Source organism: Streptococcus sp. ALY_208, from assembly GCF_058314295.1.
The window spans coordinates 45,849-64,963 of sequence record NZ_JBZFUI010000003.1 but is presented as its reverse complement, the minus strand read 5'-3'; the positions used below and the strand labels follow the sequence as shown (position 1 = coordinate 64,963).

The following is a 19,115-nucleotide window of genomic DNA, read 5'->3' as shown; positions in this document are numbered from 1 at the left end:
CTGATAATTATGAGGAGGAAAAGCTTTGACTGATTTGAATAAAGGACGATCAAGGTCTGAATCTGAAAATTTCAAAGAACAGATTTTGAGCGAATTAGAAGAGGCAAAGCAGGAGAAAGGCCTCTATAATGATGGTAGAAATCAATCTACTGCAAGCAACGTTAATGGCTATGGTCAGCATAAAAATAATTCTGAATTTGATTGGCAGGCTGCTGCTAACCAGCTCAAAGAAAATGAAGCAGGTGCGACTGAAAAGCAAGCATTTGCACAGCCTCAGACTACCCCTCAACAAAGGGAAGGTCAATTATCATCAGAAATCTCTGGTCTTAAGCCAGATAGCAATATCCTCGGAAACGATAATTTAACAGAGATATTAGCCGCAACCAAGCCATCTCATCCTCAAGATGATGAGATTGAAGATGTCGATCTATCAGGCTTTACAGTTCCAATTCCTATCACAGACATTAGATCGGCTATTGATGAGGCTGAGACGGTTGATTCTGATCAGACATCGGTCGTAACAGTATCACTGCCCGATCCGGTCGATAGTGGCAGTGTCATACCAACTGACAGTTCATACGATTCTCCAGCTGATAGTGTTGACGAAGTAGATCAGGCTCAGTCGCCTGATCAAGAGGACAAAGAAGATGAAGCGGTGACGGATGAGGAAGGCTCGACAGATCTCTTTGACGGACTGAAGCGGAGAGCTGCTAAACGTGAGAAGAAAAAACGCCTAGCCAAGCGCATTAGTTTTTGGTTTATTACAGCCATTGTTCTAGTGCTTTTGGCAGGAGGAGCCTACGGAACTTACTATGTTAAATCTAGTCTTGAACCGCTAGATAAAAAAGCGAGTAAGTATGTTTCTATTGAGATTCCGTCCTCGGCTTCCAGCAAACAAATTGGACAGATCCTAGAAGATAATGGCATTATCAAAAATGCTGATATTTTCAATTACTATACCAAGTTTAAAAATATCAGTAACCTTCAGAGTGGCTTCTACAACTTTAAGGCTAGCATGAGTATCGATGATATCATCAAGCAACTGCAAAGTGGCGGAACTGCTAAACCGACAGATCCGTCAGCAGGTAAGATTATTATTCCAGAAGGCTATACTATTGAGCAGATTGCTACAGCGATCGAGAGCAATGACCAGACAAAAACTAAAGGCGATAAAACGCCTTATAGCTCTAAAGAATTTCTCAAGCTGATGAAAAATGATGCTTTTATCAAAAAGATGAAGGAGAAGTATCCTAAATTATTAGCAGATATACCAAATAAGAAGGATGCTACTTATCAGCTAGAAGGCTATCTCTTCCCAGCAACTTATGACTATAGCAAGGATCTTACCTTGGAAGGTTTAGCAGAGCAGATGATTGCAACCATGGATACTTACTTGACGGATTATTACGATCAAATTGAAAGCTCGGATTATTCTGTCAATGAAACCTTGGCTTTGGCTTCTTTGATAGAAAAAGAGGGACAGACCGATGAGGATCGTCGCAATATAGCCAGTGTCTTTTATAATCGTCTGAAAGCAGATATGCCTTTGCAATCTAACATCGCTATACTCTATGCGATGGGGAAACTGGGTGAAGAAACGACCCTAAAAGAAGACACGAAAGTCAATACCAATATCAAGTCTCCATATAATATCTATAAGCACAAAGGTTTGATGCCTGGACCGGTTGATAGTCCTAGCCTCTCGGCTATTAAAGCTGCTGTTAATCCGGCTAAAACCAAGTATCTCTACTTTGTGGCAGATGTAGAGACAGGTACTGTCTACTACACAGACAATTACAAGGAACATCAAAAAAATGTTGAGACCTACGTCAATAAAAAAGTCTCTAAAAAATAAAGCCGCTTAGGCATTCAGAAAAATAGAAAAGAGAAAGAAAATGGCAGAAAAAACCTATCCGATGACTCTCGGAGAAAAGGAAAAATTAGAACAAGAATTAGAGGAGTTGAAATTAGTTCGTCGACCAGAAGTGGTTGAACGTATCAAGATCGCACGTTCTTACGGTGACCTCTCTGAAAACTCAGAGTATGATGCAGCCAAGGATGAGCAAGCCTTTGTCGAAGGTCAAATTCAAATTTTAGAAACAAAAATTCGCTATGCCGAAATTATTGATAGTGATGCAGTTGCTTCGGACGAAGTTGCTATTGGTAAAACGGTTGTCGTTCAAGAAGTAGGAACAAGCGATCAAGATACTTACTCTATCGTTGGCTCTGCTGGTGCCGATGTCTTCTCAGGTAAGATTTCAAACGAAAGTCCAATTGCACAAGCCCTTATCGGAAAAAAAGTTGGAGAAAAGGCTGTAATTGAATCCCCAGCAGGTAGCTACGAAGTTGAAATTCTTACGGTCAGTAAAACAGAAGAGTAAGTCCTATTGACACCATAAAATGAAAGGAATCCGGAAAGTCTCTTCCGAATTCTTTTTTTATGCCTGTTATTTCTTTTTAAGTTTTTCTTTAGTTTTATTTTTGCTAAAATAGACATAATGAAATATTTGGAAAGGATACAGTATGTCCATTGTGATGACGCTCATGCCCAAAATTCTTTGGATAGGAGCAGGCATTTTTATCGTTGGCTATATTTGCAAAAAACAGCCTCAAAAGCTGGAACAGTATCGAACAGGACCAGCCTTGTTGGGGATCTTATTCTTAGCCGTTGTTTTAATAGAAGTGTTAGATCCTATCAACTATATAATAGCCATGATGTTGGTCGGCTTGTTTATGTTCTTGCAAACTTTACAGAGAATAAGAACCTCCCCTAAAGTTTTCTTTTGGGTATACTTTTTATTGAGCTTACTAGAACCTTGGAGGTAAGAGTGTTTTCACAATGTTCGATTAACATTCAAATTTGAAATATAAATTGGTAATTAATATTTAAGGTCAGAAGGTCATTAAACACAGTGGTAAGCATACGAACACTACATAGGGAGAGCCGGTCGAGATAAACTAAACAAAATAAAAACCAGCGTATTTAAACACTGGCTTTTATTTTATAGACTTATATCTTTAATTAAAACAGATGGTCGTATTTTTATCCGTGCACTATGTAGCTACACCGTATCCTAGGCACCGTATCCTAGGCCTGCACCAACAGCTCCGACTCCAGCACAAGCTGCAAGCGCATATGGATGCCATACTCCACTTGTAGAACAGTAAGTAAATCCAGAAGCTGCCCCACCTGCAATTCTAAGTGCTGTATCAACAGCTTTATTCTTTTTACCACCAAAAATATCTGATAGTTCATTATTAGTTAAATTTGTATAATTAATTGAATGTAATTCCATAATATCCTCCATTATGACTAAAAATTATTGTTAACTTGGCCAAGCAACATAGCTAGTATACTAAAATTTTTAGCATATGATCATTTTTTACTCAAAATGTTAATTTAAATACCTGAATGGCTAAAAATTCCAAAATAAACTACCGTTCAGGCAATAAAAACGACCATTCAGGCAAAGTTATACAATTTGACTTACAGAGATTTTTAGGTAAAAATCAAAGATAGTTATGATACAAAATTATAAAATATCTCATAAACGATTTTAGAAGATTCAAAAGTAAAAAATATTAACTTATTAACTTTTAAATCTTTATTGTTAAATAACTCAAAGACATTAAGTACAATGTTTGTAATTATCAAAGCTTGGAAAAACTTCAAGAAATTCATAACATTTACCACACTTTGAATATCAAAAAAGAAAAGACGAACTTCGTCTTCTCTGGTACTTAGACTACAAGTCCTCCCTACTACAGTTGACAAATAGCTTGAGATTATTATTTACGATTTTGTTTACCAGCATTTCGCTTTTTATTTTGATTAGTAATAGCCTGAGCAGATTGCTTTGGGGTCACATCCTTACGAGCCTTTTGACTTGCCTGAGGCATTTTTGGAGGGTTATTTTTAAATTCTTCTGCCACTTTTTTCTTCATATGAGGCTTGATGAAAAAGATGGTTAGTAGTTGTTGAAATGCAGAGAAGATTCCACCGACTAACCAATAAAGAACAAAAGCAGATGTTGATGCAAAACCAAAGATAACCATAAAAAGTGGCATCATATAGGTAGTAGAACCAACCTGTTCACGCTGCTCAGGTGGCATCTGACGCACAGACAACCAAGATTGGAATAGATAGAGCAAGGTAATGATGGCCATCAACAATAGATCCCTCTGTCCCAAATTGAACCATAGAAAGTTTTCTTTGTTAATGCCAGGGGTATAACGTATAGCCCAATATAAGGCTGAGAAGAAGGGAAACTGAATCAGGAAAGGCAAACAGCCCATACCGCCTAGGAGACTGATACCGTTAGCACGATTGGCTTCTAGCAACTCAGCATTAGCCGCCATTTTTTCTTCTCTAGTCTGAGCTTCTTTAATACGCTTATTGATAGGTTCAAAAATAGGAGCCAGATGTTCACGCTTAGCAGTCTGATAGGCAGCACCAGATGATTGCTTAAGACTAAGTGGTAAAATAATCAGGCGAACAATGACAGTAACCAGAATAATCCCCATTCCCAAACCCAAGCCAAGGTGATCAGCGAAGTAGGTGATCAAAGATGACATGGGCTTACCAAGGAGATTCCAGATGGTACCGACAGGTTTGTGATGTTCATCGGTACGAACACATCCTGATAAAAGCAAGAGCAGGCTCAGAGAGAATCCTGTCAAGAGTAAACGTTTATGTATGTTTTTCACATTAATTTCCTTTTGTTTTAATAATACTGTACTATTTTACTGTTTTTTAGAGGATTATACAATAGTTCTTAAGTTGGAATTTTAATTGGCCATCCGAAAATCAGTATAGTCTTGAAAATTAGCTAGGCTGACATCAACGTAAGAAACTTTAGCCCAAGTAGAAGGTCCCTTGCGGACACCATGAATAAATTTAGCCATCTTACCAGCATCTTCTGATTGAGCTAATATCTCAACAGTACCATCATCGTTATTCCACACACGACCATAAATATCCCCAATTTCGAGAGCAAGTGTATAGGTAGCATAGCGAAAGCCGACCCCTTGTACACGTCCAGAGACGACTAGTCTTACTTTTTTCATAAAAATTCCTCCTCGGGACCTAGCAGATAATAGGCGTAATTATGATATAATAGCTATATGATTATTATATCGTCAAAATCCAATAATCTCATCAAAAAAACTAAGAAGTTGCTTCAAAAAAAGCACCGCCAGACTTCCTACCTAATCGAAGGTTGGCATCTCTTTGAGGAGGCGGTAGCCAATCAGGCTAAGATAGAGCAGATTTTCATAGTTGAAGAACAATGGGATCGATTGGAGGATGAATTTTCTCAAGTTACCCTTGTGACACCGGAGGTTTTAAAAGAACTCAGTCAGAGTCCTACCCCTCAAGGAATTGTTTGTCAGGTAGCACTTGAGGACTCGACGCTTCCGGATCGTTTAGACGGTTCTTATCTCCTCCTGGAGGATATCCAAGATCCTGGAAATGTTGGTACGATGATTCGGACAGCTGATGCTGCTGGTTTATCAGGCGTGCTCATCACAGATAAGACAGCAGATATCTACAGCCCAAAGACCTTGCGCTCTATGCAGGGCAGCCATTTCCACCTTCCCATCTATCGGGCTCCCATTCGGGATTTACTAGATCTGATTAGAGGATCTAAAATCAGGCTAATTGCAACGACTCTGGCAGAAAATTCGGTAGATTATCAAGCACTCAGTCCTGAGGCAAACTTTGTCCTTGCGATGGGAAATGAAGGACAAGGTATCACTGAGAATCTGGCGGTACAGGCTGATGTTTTGGCACATATTCCCATGCCTGGACAGGCAGAAAGTCTTAACGTAGCTGTAGCAACGGGGATCATGCTATTTTGGCTGATCGAGAGAAGCAATAAGATAAGGAGAGAATGATGACAGAAAGTTATAAAGAAGATAAGGAATTTATGGAGATAGTCGGACATTTGATCGACAATCCCAAATTTCAAAAGCTAGATGACATAACGCATCATTACCATTCCACACGCATGAAGCATTCGATCAATGTTGCCTATACCAGCTTTAAGGTATCTCGCAAGTTGGGCTGGGATGCCAAGGCGACAGCACGTGGAGGACTCTTGCATGATTTCTTTTTCTATGATTGGCGAGATACAAAGTTTAATAAAAGTCATGCCTGGGTACATCCCCGTATTGCCGTTAAGAATGCTAAGAAATTAATCAACCTCTCTAAAAAAGAAGAGGATATTATCCTCAAGCACATGTGGGGGGCGACAGCTGCTCCCCCTCGCTTCAAAGAGTCTTATGTAGTTACCTTGGTTGACAAATATTGGGCGATTAAAGAAGGAATCTACCCTCTTCGTCAAAAAATTAAAAATCGGAAACGCTTCAAGCGAAAAGAACTTGGTTCACATCACCATTGAGCCAGTTAAATAAGGAGATAAAAATATGGAATCATATCGTACAAACACATTAATCACACAGACTGATACGGGTCTAAATCGTTTTTATGCAAAAATTTATGGCATGGTAGGTTTTGGTATTGCTATTACCGCTATTGTATCCTACCTGATGCTTGGACCATTTATAGATAATACCCTGATGGTCATGGTCACCGCCCCTTATATTTATTACTTGGCGACTTTTGGAGAGTTAGGGCTTGTCGTAGTAGCCAGTATCGCAGCACGCAAGAATAGTCCCTTATCCTTGCCCTTGTTCTTGATCTATTCAGCCCTTAATGGTTTTACTCTAAGTTTCTTATTGCTCAGATTCACCGGTACGACTATTGCAGGTGCTTTTATTAGCTCATCACTAGTATTTTTTGCTATGGCCTTGATTGGAGCAACGACTAAGAAAGATTTGTCAGGCATAGCTAAGGCTGGAATTGCTATTCTGATTGGGATCATCATTGCTGGAGTTGTCAACATCTTTTTGGGATCAACGCTATTACAATTTGGTTTAAGTGCTTTGACCGTTATCGTATTTGCAGGGCTTATCGCCTACGATAATCAACTGATCAAGCAAGTCTATGGACAAACGCGTGGTCAAGTTTCAGATGGCTGGGTGATTTCTATGGCGCTCAATCTTTACTTAGATTTTATCAATCTCTTTATCAATATCTTGGGATTGTTTGGCAGCAACGATTAAGCATATAAAAAAACTGGGAAAACATCCCAGCTTTTTTATATCGTAGGAAAAGTATGAAAGACAAGTAACTCCTTTAGTCAGGACAAGCAGATCAACTCTTAACTTTCTCGATAAAGGACTTGCTCTGTGAATGCTTGCTTACCGGATTCATCTAAAATATCGGTAGTAGGGATAACCATACGATCTTTATCCTGATCAGAACTGTCTTTTCCATCTTGGAAATGACGATCAGGAATTTCTTGACCAGCCTTGTAGATCAGGACAGGTAGGCTAGTTCCATCTTCCAGATAAACCGTCATCAGTAACTCACCCTTACCATCTTGAGCAACTTCAATATTGCCACCGTTACCAGCATAGTCAGCTTGACCATCAACCGTGATAGTCAAGCTGCGTCCAGTAGCATCGGACCAGGTACCAACAATACCGGTATAATCTCCAGCTACAAGGGCCTCATCATCGATAGATGATTTTGGGGTAGATGGTTTCTTTTTTTTATCAGTATCCGAGGCTTTATTCTTAGAGCTAGAAGCTTTTGTCTTGCTTGTGCTCTTGCTAGCTTGAGACTCCGTTGCAGGCTGAAACTCACTCTGGCTATTAGCCTGTTTAGCATTTGAGCCGTCTTGGGATGGCTCACTGGTCATAGCCCAAATACAAAATCCAACCAGAAACAGTGCTAACAGTGCAAATACTGTCCGTAAAAAATTCTTCATGGTACCCTCCTCACATAATCTTACTATTTTTTTCTCACCATGTAAAAAAGTAACTGGACTTTAATAGGCATTTCCGCAAAAAAATTTTTAGAATCGTGTTATAATGTTAGTCAATACTAATAAGAAATGAGGATAACAATGTCTAAGGATATTCGTGTTCTACTTTATTATAAATATGTACCGATTGAAAATGCTCAGGAATATGCCAAGGTTCACTTGGAATTTTGTAAATCAATTGGTCTCAAAGGACGTATATTGATCGCTGACGAAGGGATCAATGGGACAGTTTCTGGTGATTTTGAAACCACTCAAAAATATATGGACTGGGTGCACTCTGATGAGCGCTTTGCAGATCTTTGGTTCAAGATTGATGAAGAGCCTAAAGATGCTTTCAAAAAAATGTTTGTACGTTACAAGAAAGAAATTGTCCATCTAGGTCTTGAAGATAATGACTTTGACGAGGATATCAATCCACTTGAGATAACTGGTGAATACTTAAATCCAAAGCAATTCAAAGAGGCTCTTCTTGATGAGGATACCATTGTGCTAGATACCCGTAATGATTATGAGTATGACCTTGGCCATTTCAAGGGAGCAGTGCGTCCTGATATCCGCAATTTCCGTGAACTACCACAATGGGTCCGTGATAACAAAGAAAAATTCATGGAAAAACGTGTAGTAGTCTATTGTACTGGTGGTGTACGCTGTGAAAAATTCTCTGGCTGGATGGTCCGTGAAGGATTCAAGGATGTTGGTCAACTTCATGGCGGTATCGTGACCTATGGTAAAGATCCTGAGGTGCAAGGTGATCTTTGGGAAGGTGCCATGTATGTCTTTGATGACCGAATCTCAGTGCCGATTAACCGAGTTAATCCAACGGTTATCTCTCACGACCACATTACTGGTGAGCCATGTGAACGCTATGTCAACTGTGCCAACCCTTTCTGTAATAAGCAAATCTTTATGACAGAAGAAACAGAAGACAAATATGTCAGAGGCTGCTCTCCAGAATGCCGTGCTCATGAGCGCAACCGCTATGTTGAAGAACACGGACTGACTCGTGAAGAATGGGCAGCTCGCCTAGAAGCTATTGGTGAACAGTTACCAGAAGCAGTCAAAGCTTAACATGTCAAATATGGCTTGTATATAAAAGAGGGGCTGGATCAAAAATTTTTTGTGATAGTTTCTCTTTTTTTGTTAGCCGAGTGACAACTATTGCCTCTGGCTTCCCCTGCTTTGTTTTCTTAGTAGAAATTGCGTAAATTTAGGAGGGGAAGAAAATTTCATAAGCATGAATAAATATACATTTTCTCTTGCAATCCAGAAGTCTTTAGTGTAGAATGGTATAAAACAAAGCGTTGAAAGAAAAAGTTTGAGTCTATAGACAGAGAACGCTAGTAGCTGAGAAAGCGTACCAATCTCAAACGACACATTCTTGAGTGCAGATGCGAAATTGGTTTAGAGTAGTATCTGACGGGTAGTTTCGTTATCAACTGGAAGTCGCCAAATAGTGACTTCATGAGGAGTGACAGGTGACTGTCATTCGAATCAAGGTGGAACCACGTGGAAACGTCCTGGCAAAAGTTTTTTTGCGAGGGCGTTTTATATTACGCTTTAAAAATATAAGGTGATAGCTAGAAAGAGGGTGGAGAGATGATAAAAGGTTTACGTCAAGTTGATCCTTATGTTGCTGGTCGTCAGCCTGAAGATCAGGATATGATCAAACTCAATACGAATGAGAATGCCTATGGGCCTAGCCCAGCAGTTTATGAGGCACTAGCGGAGTTCAAGGCTGAAGATCTACGTAAATATTCCAGCTTGACCCAAGAAAGTTTACGTTACCGTCTAGCCCAACAATTAGGGGTTGATACCGATCAAATCATTGTGGGCAATGGCTCCGATGATATCCTGTCCATGGCCTTTCTAGCTTTTTTTAACAGTGATGAGCCGGTTTTGTTTCCAGATTTGACCTATGGATTTTACAAGGTTTGGGCTGAACTTTATCACATCAACTATCAAGAAATTCCCTTAAACGATCGATTTGAATGGGTGATAGAGGATTATATTGCAGCTAATGGTGGCATTGTACTGGCAAATCCTAATGCACCGACAGGTATCTACAAGAGCTTAGAAGCCATCGAAAAAGTTCTACAGGCCAATCAAGATGTGGTGGTTATTGTTGATGAAGCCTATATTAGTTTTGGGGGGGAGTCAGCTCTTTCTCTGCTAGATAAGTATGAGAATCTCTTTATCACCCGAACTTTCTCAAAAGATGCTTCCTTAGCCGGACTGCGAGTAGGCTATGGCATAGGAAGTCCTAAACTGATGGCTGTTATTAATGCAATCAAAAATTCTATCAATCCTTATAATGTCAATGCTATCGCCGAGAGTCTGGCCTGTGCAGCTATCGACTCTTGGGACTACTATCGCAGGAATTGTCGAAAGATTATGAAAACAAGGGACTGGTTTATCGGCGAACTCAGGGCGATAGGCTACCATGTTCTTCCTTCTCAGACCAATTTTGTCCTAGTAGAACCTCAAGGGGTGCCGGCCAGCAAACTGTTTGACATCCTATCTTATAACAAGATATATGTCCGTTATTTTCCAAAAGTAGAACGCCTGAAGAATTTTTTACGGATCTCCATCGGAACAAGAAGGGAAATGGAGCAGGTGCTGGAAGTTATCCACCAGACATTAACACAGAAACAAGAGGACTAGCTGATGAAAAAAACAACCTTACCTATTGGAATGCATGATAAATTATTTAAACGAGCCAGGGCCATGTATGATATGGAGCGCAGCATCAGCGATCTCTTGATGGCTCAGGGCTTTAATCGAATCGAAACACCGACCCTAGAACACTTTGAAGTTTTTGGTGATGAGATAGTTCCCAACCATTATCATCTTTTTGATAAAAAAGGTGAGCTCCTCAGTCTGCGTCCCGATATCACCAGTCAGATCGGTCGTGTCATAGCCTCTACTAATATCCAACCTCCCATTAAATTCTCCTATTCTGGTAAGGTCTTTTTAAACAATGAGGAAATGCGCGGCTTAGCTAATGAGCATACCCAGGCTGGTATTGAAATCATTGGATTTCCAGTATCGGAGGCGCTTAGCGGAGCAATCTTTTCTGCCAAAGAAGCCTTAGATAGGGTTGGTGTAAAGCATTATCAGTTCGAATTTTCTCATGCCAGAATTCTGCAGACGATAGTTGCTTCCTTGAACCTTTCCGATAGCCAGGCTTCTCATTTTGCCCAGCTGATTCGTGATAAGAATATCACAGGTCTCAATGAATTTACGAGACAAGAACCAAGTGAATTTGATCGCTTGATCCAAGAGCTCCCCTTCCTTTTTGGGGAAACCAGAGCCGTATTAGATAGGGCACGCCAACTGACCAGCAATGAAGCGCTGTTAACAGCCTTAGATAGCTTGGAAATCCTGACCTTAGGTCTCAAAGATACCTTAGCTAAGACCACCCTAGATTTGGCCCAACTGCCTAGCATGCCTTACTATACAGGGATGATGTTCAAGGTCTTCGGAGATAAGGTCCCAGATGCCTTTATCTCGGGGGGACGCTACGATAAGCTCTTTGAGAGATTTGGAGCCAGTGAGCTGACAGCGGTCGGCTGGGCTATGGATATTGATTCGATTTACCAGGCTGTACACGATGATTTAACGTTTGGAGGTGAACATAAATGACAGCTAAACCAATCACCATTGCTCTGACCAAGGGGCGTATCGAAAAAGATGCACTTGCCTTGTTGGAGAATGCAGGCTTTGATATGTCCTTCATGGCTGATAAGGGGCGTCATTTGATTTTTGAAAGTCCAGATCAAAAGTTTCGTTTCCTTTTAGTCAAGGCACCGGATGTAACGACCTATGTTCGTCACGGTGTTGCCGATATTGGGATTGTTGGCAAAGATGTTTTGATTGAGCACCCCAACGGTTACTTAGAGATGCTGGACTTAAATTTTGGCCTTTGTAAATTTTCCCTTGCCTCAACAGATTCCTACGATCCGGAAGACCATAAGCGCAAGCGCATTGCGACTAAGTATCCTAGGGTTGCAACTGACTATTTCAATCAGAAAGGTGAAGATGTCGAAATTATTTCTATCCAAGGTAGTGTTGAAATTGCGCCTGTCCTAGGCTTGTCCGATGCTATTGTGGATATCGTTGAGACAGGTAATACCCTGGTGGCTAATGGTTTGCAGGTTTACGAAGATATTTGCCGCATTTCAGCACGTTTGATTGTCAACGAGGCAGCGCTGAAAAACAATGAAGATCTGCTACCATTTATCCGCCGAATTGAGACAATTGTTGGAAGTGAGGAGGTTCCTTTTCAATGAAACGATTAACAGGAACGAATGACGAAATTGCAGCGCTTCTCTATGAGGAGCAGTTGGCCTTGAGCCAAGAAAACACTGACGTTGAAGAAACGGTCAAGCATATTATTAATGAGGTGAAAGAGCGTGGTGATCAGGCTTTGCGTGACTACAGTCAGGAGTTTGATAAAGTCAGTTTGACCACCTTTGAAGTGGGGCAAGATTTGATCGACCAAGCCTTTGAAGAAGTGGATAAGGATGTGCTGAGCGCTCTTGAAAATGCTAAAGACAATATTGAGTCCTACCATCGCCAGCAGGTGGAAACTGGCTTTGAGGATCTACCCAGTCAAGGTGTTCTGCGTGGTCAACTGATCCGACCAATTGAGCGTGTCGGTGTCTATGTGCCTGGTGGAACAGCTGCTTATCCTTCCTCTGTCTTGATGAATGTCATTCCAGCTAAGATAGCTGGCGTCAAAGAGATCATCATGATCACCCCGCCTCAGGACCATTTTGTTCCAGCTATTCTGGTAGCTGCCAAACTAGCAGGTGTCGATAAAATTTATCAGATCGGCGGAGCTCAAGGTATTGCTGCTCTTGCTTACGGGACAGAGTCTGTTCCAAAGGTCGACAAGATTACCGGTCCGGGAAATATCTTTGTAGCAACGGCTAAGAAGCAAGTTTTTGGTCAGGTTGGCATCGATATGGTAGCAGGTCCATCGGAAATCGGGGTCATTGCCGACGAAACAGCACTGCCTGAGTATGTGGCGGCTGATTTACTATCACAGGCGGAACACGATGTACGCGCTCGTGCTATTCTTGTAACCGATTCGCTAGCCTTAGCAGATGCGGTGGAAGTTGAGATCGAAAAACAGCTCAAAGACTTGCCACGTCAAGACATTGCTCGTCCATCTATCGAAAACAATGGCCGCATTATTGTTGCTCCAGACAAGGACAGCATGTTTGAACTTATGAATCTAGTAGCGCCTGAGCATCTAGAGCTTGCTCTGGAACATGCCTATGATTATCTGGATCAGGTTCACAATGCTGGATCAGTCTTCCTTGGCCACTACACTAGTGAGCCGATCGGAGACTACTATGCAGGAACTAACCATGTGCTTCCGACAACAGCAACCAGCCGTTTTTCTTCAGCACTTGGGGTGTACGATTTTGTCAAGCGCATACAATATACCCAATATAGCAAGAATGCAGTCAACCTTGCCGAACACGATATCACGACTCTCGCCTACGCTGAGGGACTGCAAGCTCACGCTAAAGCTATTGAGACAAGACGTAGCAATCAATAAGATAGAAAGAGGACTGTATGAGACAAGCCAGTATTGAACGCAATACCTTAGAAACAAAAATTAAATTGAATCTCAACTTAGACACCCAAGAACCAGTTGCCATTGATACAGGAGTTGGCTTTTTTGATCACATGCTGACCTTGTTTGCCCGCCACAGCCGCATAGCGCTAGAGATCAAGGCAGATGGTGATCTTTATGTCGACAGTCATCACACGGTTGAAGATGTTGGTATCGTTCTTGGTCAAGCTATCAAGGAAGCTCTTGGAGACAAGAAAGGTATCAAACGTTACGGTACGAGTTTCGTACCCATGGACGAGACCTTGGGGATGGCAAGTTTGGATCTATCTGGACGTAGTTACTTGGTCTTTGATTGTGAATTTGACAATCCTCGGTTGGGGAATTTTGATACAGAATTAGTAGAGGAATTTTTCCAAGCCCTAGCTTTCAATCTTCAGATGAATCTGCACCTTAAGATTCTCCATGGGAAAAATACTCATCACAAGTCAGAAAGTCTCTTCAAAGCGACTGGTCGTGCTCTACGTGAAGCCATTACGATTAACCCGGATATTCATGGGGTGAATTCAACTAAAGGCATGCTCTAAATTTTTGTAACGGATAAAATGGGGGTCTTATGAAGATAATTGTTATTGACTATGATGCAGGTAATACAGCTAATGTTCTTCGAGCCCTGCATAAATTGGGGATAGAAGCAGAACTGTCAGCAGATTTCAAAAAAATTCTAGCAGCAGATGGCTTGATTTTGCCGGGAGTCGGAGCTTATCCGACTGCTATGGCCGAGCTGGAAAAGCGAGGTCTGGTAACGGCTATCAGTAAAGCGGTAGCCAAAGGAACCCCCTTATTGGGGATCTGTCTGGGCATGCAAATTTTGACAGAAAGAGGCTTGGAGCACAATGAAACCAAGGGATTAGGTTTTATTCCAGGTGTTTGTCGAGCAATCCCTGCCAACCAGGAAAGACCGGTTCCGCATATGGGTTGGAACGAATTAACTCTCAGACAGGAAAACGCCATGACTAAAAGGCTTGGGAATCAGGCCGTCTATTTTGTTCATAGTTACTATACAGATGTACCTGAACAATACATTGATGTCACGGCTGATTATGGTCTGGATATTCCTGCCATGATCCACAAGGATAGGGTATTTGGTGTCCAATTTCACCCGGAGAAGTCAGGAGATGTGGGCTTAGGGATTCTTGAAAAATTCGTGAGCCTGTGTAACTGATGGAAATAAACTATAGAAAGGACTTGAGTTCGAGCTAAAAACTTGGAGTTTAGATAAGTCGTCTAAGGAATGAGGATTCCTTGCCGCTTTCCTAAAATTCCCTCGCTTTTAGACGCTCTCACATCTTATATTATGCAAATTCTACCAGCAATTGATATTAGAGATGGAAAAGCTGTCCGTCTGTTCAAAGGAGACTTTAATCATCAGACAGTCGTTAATCCGAATGTGCTTGAACAAGCTCAGATTTTTAAAAAGGCAGGGATACAATTCATACATGTAGTGGATCTGGATGGTGCTTTGGAGGGTCGTGCAACTAATCGTGATTTAATTGCCAAAATCAAGGACACTTCTGGCCTAAGAGTTGAAGTCGGTGGTGGGATACGCACTGTGGAGCAGATCGAAGATTATCTTTCAGTTGGAATTGATCGTATCATCATCGGCTCTATGGCAGTCAAGGATCCATCTTTTGTCCAAGCAGTTATAGAGCGCTTCGGCCCCGAAAAGATTATTGTCGGTATTGATGCTAAAAAGGGTTTCGTAGCAACAGAGGGCTGGCTTGAAACGAGTACCGTTGACTATCTGACTTTGGCAAAAACTATGGAAAAAATGGGAGTACGCCTCTTTATCTATACAGATGTAGACCGTGACGGAACGCTGACAGGCCCTAATTTAGAGCATTATCGCAACTTAGTCGCTGAGTTGGATCAAGCGCAGATCATCGCATCAGGAGGAATTGCGCAAGCTAGTGATCTCAAGGCGCTTGAGGCTATCGGAGTAGCAGGGACTATTGTGGGGAAAGCCTACTACAATGGTCGTATCAGTCTAGATGAATTAAAGATGTTTGGAGGTTAGTATGCTCAAAAAACGAATTATTCCCTGCCTAGATGTCAAAGATGGCCGTGTCGTCAAGGGCGTTAATTTTGTGAATCTGACGGATGTTGGTGATCCAGTTGATGCAGCACGTGCTTATTACCAAGCCGGTTGTGATGAGTTAGTATTCCTGGATATTACAGCGACACATGAGGAACGCAATACCACCGTTGATATGGTCAGAGCAGTTGCTGATCAGGTCTTTATTCCCTTTACTGTAGGCGGAGGTATCCGATCGGTTGAAGATATGAACAAGATGCTCAAGGCAGGTGCTGATAAGGTAGCTGTTAATTCATCAGCTGTGGCTAATCCTCAACTGATCAGTGACTGTGCTCAAAAATTTGGAAATCAATGCGTCGTGGTGGCAATTGATGCTAGAAAAGAAGCAGATGGCAGTTGGCATGTCTATGTAGCAGGCGGCCGCAAGGATACCGGCAGGGATTTGCTTGACTGGGTCAAAGAAGCAGTCAGTCTCGGGGCGGGGGAAATCCTCTTGACCTCCATGGATAAAGACGGCACAAAATCTGGCTTTGATTTGGACATGCTCAAGGCAGTAGCTGATGCTGTAGAAGTTCCCATCATTGCCTCAGGCGGTGCCGGAAATATTGAACATATAGTAGAGGTTTTTGAACAAACCCCAGCGACTGGTGCCCTAGCAGCCTCAATCTTTCATTTTGGACAGATAAGTCTCGCAGATACCAAAAAAGCCATGTTGGAGCATGGTATCGAGGTAAGATTATGACAGATACTAAACTGGATTTTGCTAAGCAAGATGGGCTGCTCCCTGTCATTGTCACAGATTATCAGACAGGACAAGTGCTCATGTTAGCATATATGAATGAGGAAAGCTACCGACTAACCCTCAAAACCAAGCAGATGCACTATTGGAGTCGCTCGCGTCAGGAAATCTGGCACAAGGGGGCTACATCCGGACATTTCCAATATGTCAAAAACTTAAAGACAGACTGTGATTGCGATACCTTGCTTGCCAGCGTCGAACAAGTCGGTGCAGCCTGCCATACCGGTTCATATTCTTGTTTTTTCAATACGATCTACCAAGACAATCAAGATTAGACTTAAAAGGAGAAGACCATGTTAGAAACACTCTACCAAGAAGCAAAAGACCGCAAGGCTAATCCCAAAGAAGGATCCTATACTAACTACCTTTTTGATAAAGGTCTGGATAAAATCTTGAAAAAGGTCGGTGAAGAGACGACTGAAGTCGTTATCGCAGCTAAAAATACAGATAAAGAAGAAATTGCCAATGAAACAGCGGATCTGCTCTATCATTTAGCCGTTATGCTGGTTGAAACAGAAGTAAAACCAGAAGATGTTGAAGCGGTTCTTAGAGCCCGTCAGGGTAAGACATCCAATGTTCATGACCGCAAGGAAATAACAAATTATTAAGACTCTTAGTCCGAGAGAAAGGAAAACCAGATGCGAGATAATCACCTGCACACTTACTTTTCCTATGATTCAGATGCCAATTTTGAAGATTATCTGGAAAATTATGAAGGTGAAATTGTGACGACTGAGCACTATGACTTATCCAATCCTTACACCGAGCAAGACGATATCCCAGATTATGAAGCCTATAGTTTGAAAATTGACCAGCTCAAACAGATCTATGGAGATCGTATCAAGCGCGGCATCGAGATCGGTTATTACCAGCCTAGAGAAATGGATATTCTAAACTTTTTAGAAAACAAGGAATACGACCTCAAATTGCTATCTATCCATCACAATGGAACTAATGACTACCTAGATGATGAGGTCGCTGATCGTGATAAAAATGAGATTATTCAAGAGTACCTTGATCTCTTAGAAACTGCCATTGGACGAGTAGATGCCCATGTGTTAGCTCATTTTGATTATGGCTTTCGTCTCTTTGAGGTCTCTGTCGATGAGCTGAAAAACTATCAGGACCAGCTTATGCGTATCTTTAAAAAGATGATTGACCGTAATATGGCTTTTGAGCTCAATGCCAAGAGTATGTATCTCTATGAGCATGAAGAACTCTATGACTATGCTCTCACTCTATTGACTCAATTAGGATGTCACACCTATTCTTTAGGATCTGACGGGCACAAATTAGAACACTTTCGCTTGAAATTTGATGCCATCCAAGCCCTTTTAAAAAAGCATGGCATTAAGGATGAGCAAATTTTGGGATAAAATGATAAAGAAAAGGACTGAAATAAATTTTTCAAGTCCTTTTCAACTATTTCTATTCGTCCTGAAATGTTATAGATGCCTCACGGCCTTGTAAAAAGCACCCCACCAAAATCTATTCAGATTTCAGACAGGGTGCTGTCGTTATTTTTTGAATGGCCAAATGGCTCAGTAGATTAGATTGGTCTAGCGTGCGATACGGCGGCGTGCAGCTTTCTTGCGATTTTCCTCGATAAAAGCAATTTTCTTTTCTTCAGGTTCGATGACCTTTTTTTGAACAGCAAATACTGCACCAGCTACAGTAGCTGCAGTACCGATGATACCTGTTGCCAGTCCACGTACGAATGGATGTTTTTTAGCCATAATAAAGCTCTCCTTTTTTCTTATGTTATAATATATACTAGCAAAAATTAGATTTATTTCAAGGAAAAAGATGAAAACAAAAGTAATTGTTATTACTGGGCCAACAGCAGTCGGTAAGACTGCCCTGGGAATTGACTTGGCTCAGATCTTTAATGGAGAGATTATCAGTGGTGATAGTCAGCAGGTTTACCGTAAGCTGGATATTGGAACAGCAAAAGCGACTTTACAAGAGCAGGCTCAAGTGCCTCATCATCTGATTGATGTGCGTGATCCCGATGAGTCCTACTCGGCTTATGATTTTGTACAGGAAGCAAGAGCCGCTATTGAAGATATTCAAGCTAAAGGAAAACTCCCCATCATTGTCGGAGGAACAGGTCTCTACCTCCAGAGTTTGCTAGAGGGCTACCATCTAGGTGGTGAAGTTGATCAAGAAGCTGTTATGGATTATCGTAAAAAGCTCGAATCCCTATCGGATGAAGCGATCTTTTCTCTAATGTCGCAACTAACTGACAAGCCAGAACAGCCTAATCGAAGGCGAATCATCCGGGCGCTGGAGCTCCAAAAGTTTGGAAAGCATTTGAAAAATCAGGCAAGTCCTTATGCGTCTTATATCATCACCTTAAACGATGATCGTCAAAAGCTTTATGAGCGGATCAATCAGCGTGTAGATTCAATGGTAAAAAGCGGACTTCTAGACGAGGCATCCTGGCTCTATGAGACTTATCCAAAATCTCAGGCAGCCCGTGCGATAGGGTATAAGGAATTATTCCCATTTTTTGCAGGGGAAGTGACTTTGCCCGAAGCCATTGATAAGATCAAGCAACATACTCGTCGTTTTGCTAAACGTCAACTAACTTGGTTTAGAAACCGCATGAAGACCCACTTTTATGATATCTCAGAGCCAAATGTTAAGCAAAAAATCACTGAGGAGATCAATAACTTTCTGGCAAAGGAAAGCTAGAAAGTTGTTTGTGAATGCTTCTAGCAAGCGCTTGTTAGATCTTATGGT

At 41.5% G+C, this 19,115-nt stretch carries 24 protein-coding genes; 19 read left to right on the top strand and 5 right to left on the bottom strand.

What is annotated here, in order from left to right; translation table 11 throughout:
- Positions 1 to 25 precede the first annotated feature (25 nt).
- The 3 genes from mltG to AC4HAI_RS03815 all read left to right on the top strand — a co-directional run bounded on the left by mltG (position 26) and on the right by AC4HAI_RS03815 (position 2,826).
- Positions 26 to 1,855, top strand: a complete 1,830-nt coding sequence (gene mltG, locus AC4HAI_RS03825) for an endolytic transglycosylase MltG (RefSeq protein WP_491110499.1) — start codon at positions 26 to 28, stop codon at positions 1,853 to 1,855.
- 40 nt (positions 1,856 to 1,895) lie between these two features.
- Positions 1,896 to 2,381, top strand: a complete 486-nt coding sequence (greA, locus tag AC4HAI_RS03820; RefSeq protein ID WP_491078838.1) for a transcription elongation factor GreA — start codon at positions 1,896 to 1,898, stop codon at positions 2,379 to 2,381.
- Positions 2,382 to 2,523: 142 nt separating this feature from the next.
- Positions 2,524 to 2,826, top strand: a complete 303-nt coding sequence (locus tag AC4HAI_RS03815; RefSeq protein WP_491078839.1) for a hypothetical protein — start codon at positions 2,524 to 2,526, stop codon at positions 2,824 to 2,826.
- Positions 2,827 to 3,074: 248 nt separating this feature from the next.
- Here AC4HAI_RS03815 and AC4HAI_RS03810 read toward each other — a convergent pair whose 3' ends face one another.
- The 3 genes from AC4HAI_RS03810 to AC4HAI_RS03800 form a co-directional block, all read right to left on the bottom strand.
- On the bottom strand, positions 3,075 to 3,296 hold the full coding sequence (locus AC4HAI_RS03810; RefSeq protein WP_491078840.1) for a Blp family class II bacteriocin: 222 nt from the start codon (positions 3,294 to 3,296) through the stop codon (positions 3,075 to 3,077).
- A gap of 493 nt (positions 3,297 to 3,789) precedes the next feature.
- Positions 3,790 to 4,707, bottom strand: a complete 918-nt coding sequence (yidC, locus tag AC4HAI_RS03805) for a membrane protein insertase YidC (protein WP_491078841.1) — start codon at positions 4,705 to 4,707, stop codon at positions 3,790 to 3,792.
- Positions 4,708 to 4,788: 81 nt separating this feature from the next.
- Positions 4,789 to 5,067 (bottom strand): acylphosphatase, encoded by a 279-nt coding sequence (locus AC4HAI_RS03800; protein WP_491078842.1) that lies wholly within the window; start codon positions 5,065 to 5,067, stop codon positions 4,789 to 4,791.
- 57 nt (positions 5,068 to 5,124) lie between these two features.
- On the opposite strand from AC4HAI_RS03800, the gene AC4HAI_RS03795 reads away from it, so the two are divergent.
- From AC4HAI_RS03795 to AC4HAI_RS03785, 3 genes are read left to right on the top strand one after another with little or no spacing between them, the layout of a single operon-like run.
- Positions 5,125 to 5,895: a TrmH family RNA methyltransferase gene (locus AC4HAI_RS03795; protein WP_491078843.1), complete on the top strand. Its 771-nt coding sequence runs from the start codon at positions 5,125 to 5,127 to the stop codon at positions 5,893 to 5,895.
- On the top strand, positions 5,895 to 6,401 hold the full coding sequence (locus AC4HAI_RS03790) for an HD domain-containing protein (RefSeq protein ID WP_491078844.1): 507 nt from the start codon (positions 5,895 to 5,897) through the stop codon (positions 6,399 to 6,401). The genes AC4HAI_RS03795 and AC4HAI_RS03790 overlap by 1 nt, the downstream gene beginning before the upstream one ends.
- Before the next feature lie 25 nt (positions 6,402 to 6,426).
- The gene (locus AC4HAI_RS03785; RefSeq protein ID WP_491078845.1) at positions 6,427 to 7,125 is read left to right on the top strand and encodes a Bax inhibitor-1/YccA family protein; all 699 of its coding nucleotides are present in this window, start codon (positions 6,427 to 6,429) and stop codon (positions 7,123 to 7,125) included.
- A 98-nt stretch (positions 7,126 to 7,223) separates the two neighbouring features.
- Here AC4HAI_RS03785 and AC4HAI_RS03780 read toward each other — a convergent pair whose 3' ends face one another.
- Positions 7,224 to 7,835, bottom strand: a complete 612-nt coding sequence (locus AC4HAI_RS03780) for a DUF6287 domain-containing protein (protein WP_491078846.1) — start codon at positions 7,833 to 7,835, stop codon at positions 7,224 to 7,226.
- Positions 7,836 to 7,973: 138 nt separating this feature from the next.
- On the opposite strand from AC4HAI_RS03780, the gene trhO reads away from it, so the two are divergent.
- From trhO to AC4HAI_RS03720, 12 genes are all read left to right on the top strand, one after another.
- Positions 7,974 to 8,960 (top strand): oxygen-dependent tRNA uridine(34) hydroxylase TrhO, encoded by a 987-nt coding sequence (gene trhO / locus AC4HAI_RS03775; RefSeq protein WP_491078847.1) that lies wholly within the window; start codon positions 7,974 to 7,976, stop codon positions 8,958 to 8,960.
- Between the two features lie 528 nt (positions 8,961 to 9,488).
- Positions 9,489 to 10,553: a histidinol-phosphate transaminase gene (gene hisC, locus AC4HAI_RS03770; protein WP_491110498.1), complete on the top strand. Its 1,065-nt coding sequence runs from the start codon at positions 9,489 to 9,491 to the stop codon at positions 10,551 to 10,553.
- 3 nt (positions 10,554 to 10,556) lie between these two features.
- The gene (locus AC4HAI_RS03765) at positions 10,557 to 11,534 is read left to right on the top strand and encodes an ATP phosphoribosyltransferase regulatory subunit (RefSeq protein ID WP_491110497.1); all 978 of its coding nucleotides are present in this window, start codon (positions 10,557 to 10,559) and stop codon (positions 11,532 to 11,534) included.
- Entirely contained in the window at positions 11,531 to 12,181 is a 651-nt protein-coding gene (gene hisG, locus AC4HAI_RS03760) for an ATP phosphoribosyltransferase (protein ID WP_491110495.1), read from the top strand. The genes AC4HAI_RS03765 and hisG overlap by 4 nt, the downstream gene beginning before the upstream one ends.
- Positions 12,178 to 13,461 (top strand): histidinol dehydrogenase, encoded by a 1,284-nt coding sequence (gene hisD / locus AC4HAI_RS03755; protein ID WP_491110493.1) that lies wholly within the window; start codon positions 12,178 to 12,180, stop codon positions 13,459 to 13,461. The genes hisG and hisD overlap by 4 nt, the downstream gene beginning before the upstream one ends.
- A gap of 17 nt (positions 13,462 to 13,478) precedes the next feature.
- Positions 13,479 to 14,063 carry an imidazoleglycerol-phosphate dehydratase HisB gene (hisB, locus tag AC4HAI_RS03750; RefSeq protein WP_491110492.1) on the top strand — a complete coding sequence of 195 codons (585 nt, stop codon included), beginning with the start codon at positions 13,479 to 13,481 and terminating at the stop codon, positions 14,061 to 14,063.
- Between the two features lie 29 nt (positions 14,064 to 14,092).
- Entirely contained in the window at positions 14,093 to 14,701 is a 609-nt protein-coding gene (gene hisH / locus AC4HAI_RS03745; RefSeq protein ID WP_491110491.1) for an imidazole glycerol phosphate synthase subunit HisH, read from the top strand.
- Positions 14,702 to 14,833: 132 nt separating this feature from the next.
- The gene (gene hisA / locus AC4HAI_RS03740) at positions 14,834 to 15,553 is read left to right on the top strand and encodes a 1-(5-phosphoribosyl)-5-[(5-phosphoribosylamino)methylideneamino]imidazole-4-carboxamide isomerase (protein ID WP_491110490.1); all 720 of its coding nucleotides are present in this window, start codon (positions 14,834 to 14,836) and stop codon (positions 15,551 to 15,553) included.
- A 1-nt stretch (position 15,554) separates the two neighbouring features.
- Positions 15,555 to 16,313, top strand: a complete 759-nt coding sequence (gene hisF / locus AC4HAI_RS03735; RefSeq protein WP_491078855.1) for an imidazole glycerol phosphate synthase subunit HisF — start codon at positions 15,555 to 15,557, stop codon at positions 16,311 to 16,313.
- Complete coding sequence (hisI, locus tag AC4HAI_RS03730; protein WP_491078856.1) at positions 16,310 to 16,645, top strand: phosphoribosyl-AMP cyclohydrolase; 336 nt, start codon at positions 16,310 to 16,312, stop codon at positions 16,643 to 16,645. The genes hisF and hisI overlap by 4 nt, the downstream gene beginning before the upstream one ends.
- Before the next feature lie 18 nt (positions 16,646 to 16,663).
- Positions 16,664 to 16,978, top strand: coding sequence for a phosphoribosyl-ATP diphosphatase (hisE, locus tag AC4HAI_RS03725; RefSeq protein ID WP_491078857.1), 315 nt, complete (start codon positions 16,664 to 16,666; stop codon positions 16,976 to 16,978).
- Positions 16,979 to 17,008: 30 nt separating this feature from the next.
- On the top strand, positions 17,009 to 17,746 hold the full coding sequence (locus AC4HAI_RS03720; RefSeq protein WP_491078858.1) for a PHP domain-containing protein: 738 nt from the start codon (positions 17,009 to 17,011) through the stop codon (positions 17,744 to 17,746).
- Positions 17,747 to 17,929: 183 nt separating this feature from the next.
- Here the strand turns inward: AC4HAI_RS03720 and AC4HAI_RS03715 are convergent, their stop codons facing one another.
- Positions 17,930 to 18,106, bottom strand: a complete 177-nt coding sequence (locus AC4HAI_RS03715; protein ID WP_491078859.1) for a DUF3042 family protein — start codon at positions 18,104 to 18,106, stop codon at positions 17,930 to 17,932.
- A gap of 70 nt (positions 18,107 to 18,176) precedes the next feature.
- Here AC4HAI_RS03715 and miaA point away from each other — a divergent pair, with 70 nt between their 5' ends.
- Positions 18,177 to 19,067 carry a tRNA (adenosine(37)-N6)-dimethylallyltransferase MiaA gene (gene miaA / locus AC4HAI_RS03710; protein ID WP_491078860.1) on the top strand — a complete coding sequence of 297 codons (891 nt, stop codon included), beginning with the start codon at positions 18,177 to 18,179 and terminating at the stop codon, positions 19,065 to 19,067.
- Positions 19,068 to 19,115: the final 48 nt, after the last annotated feature.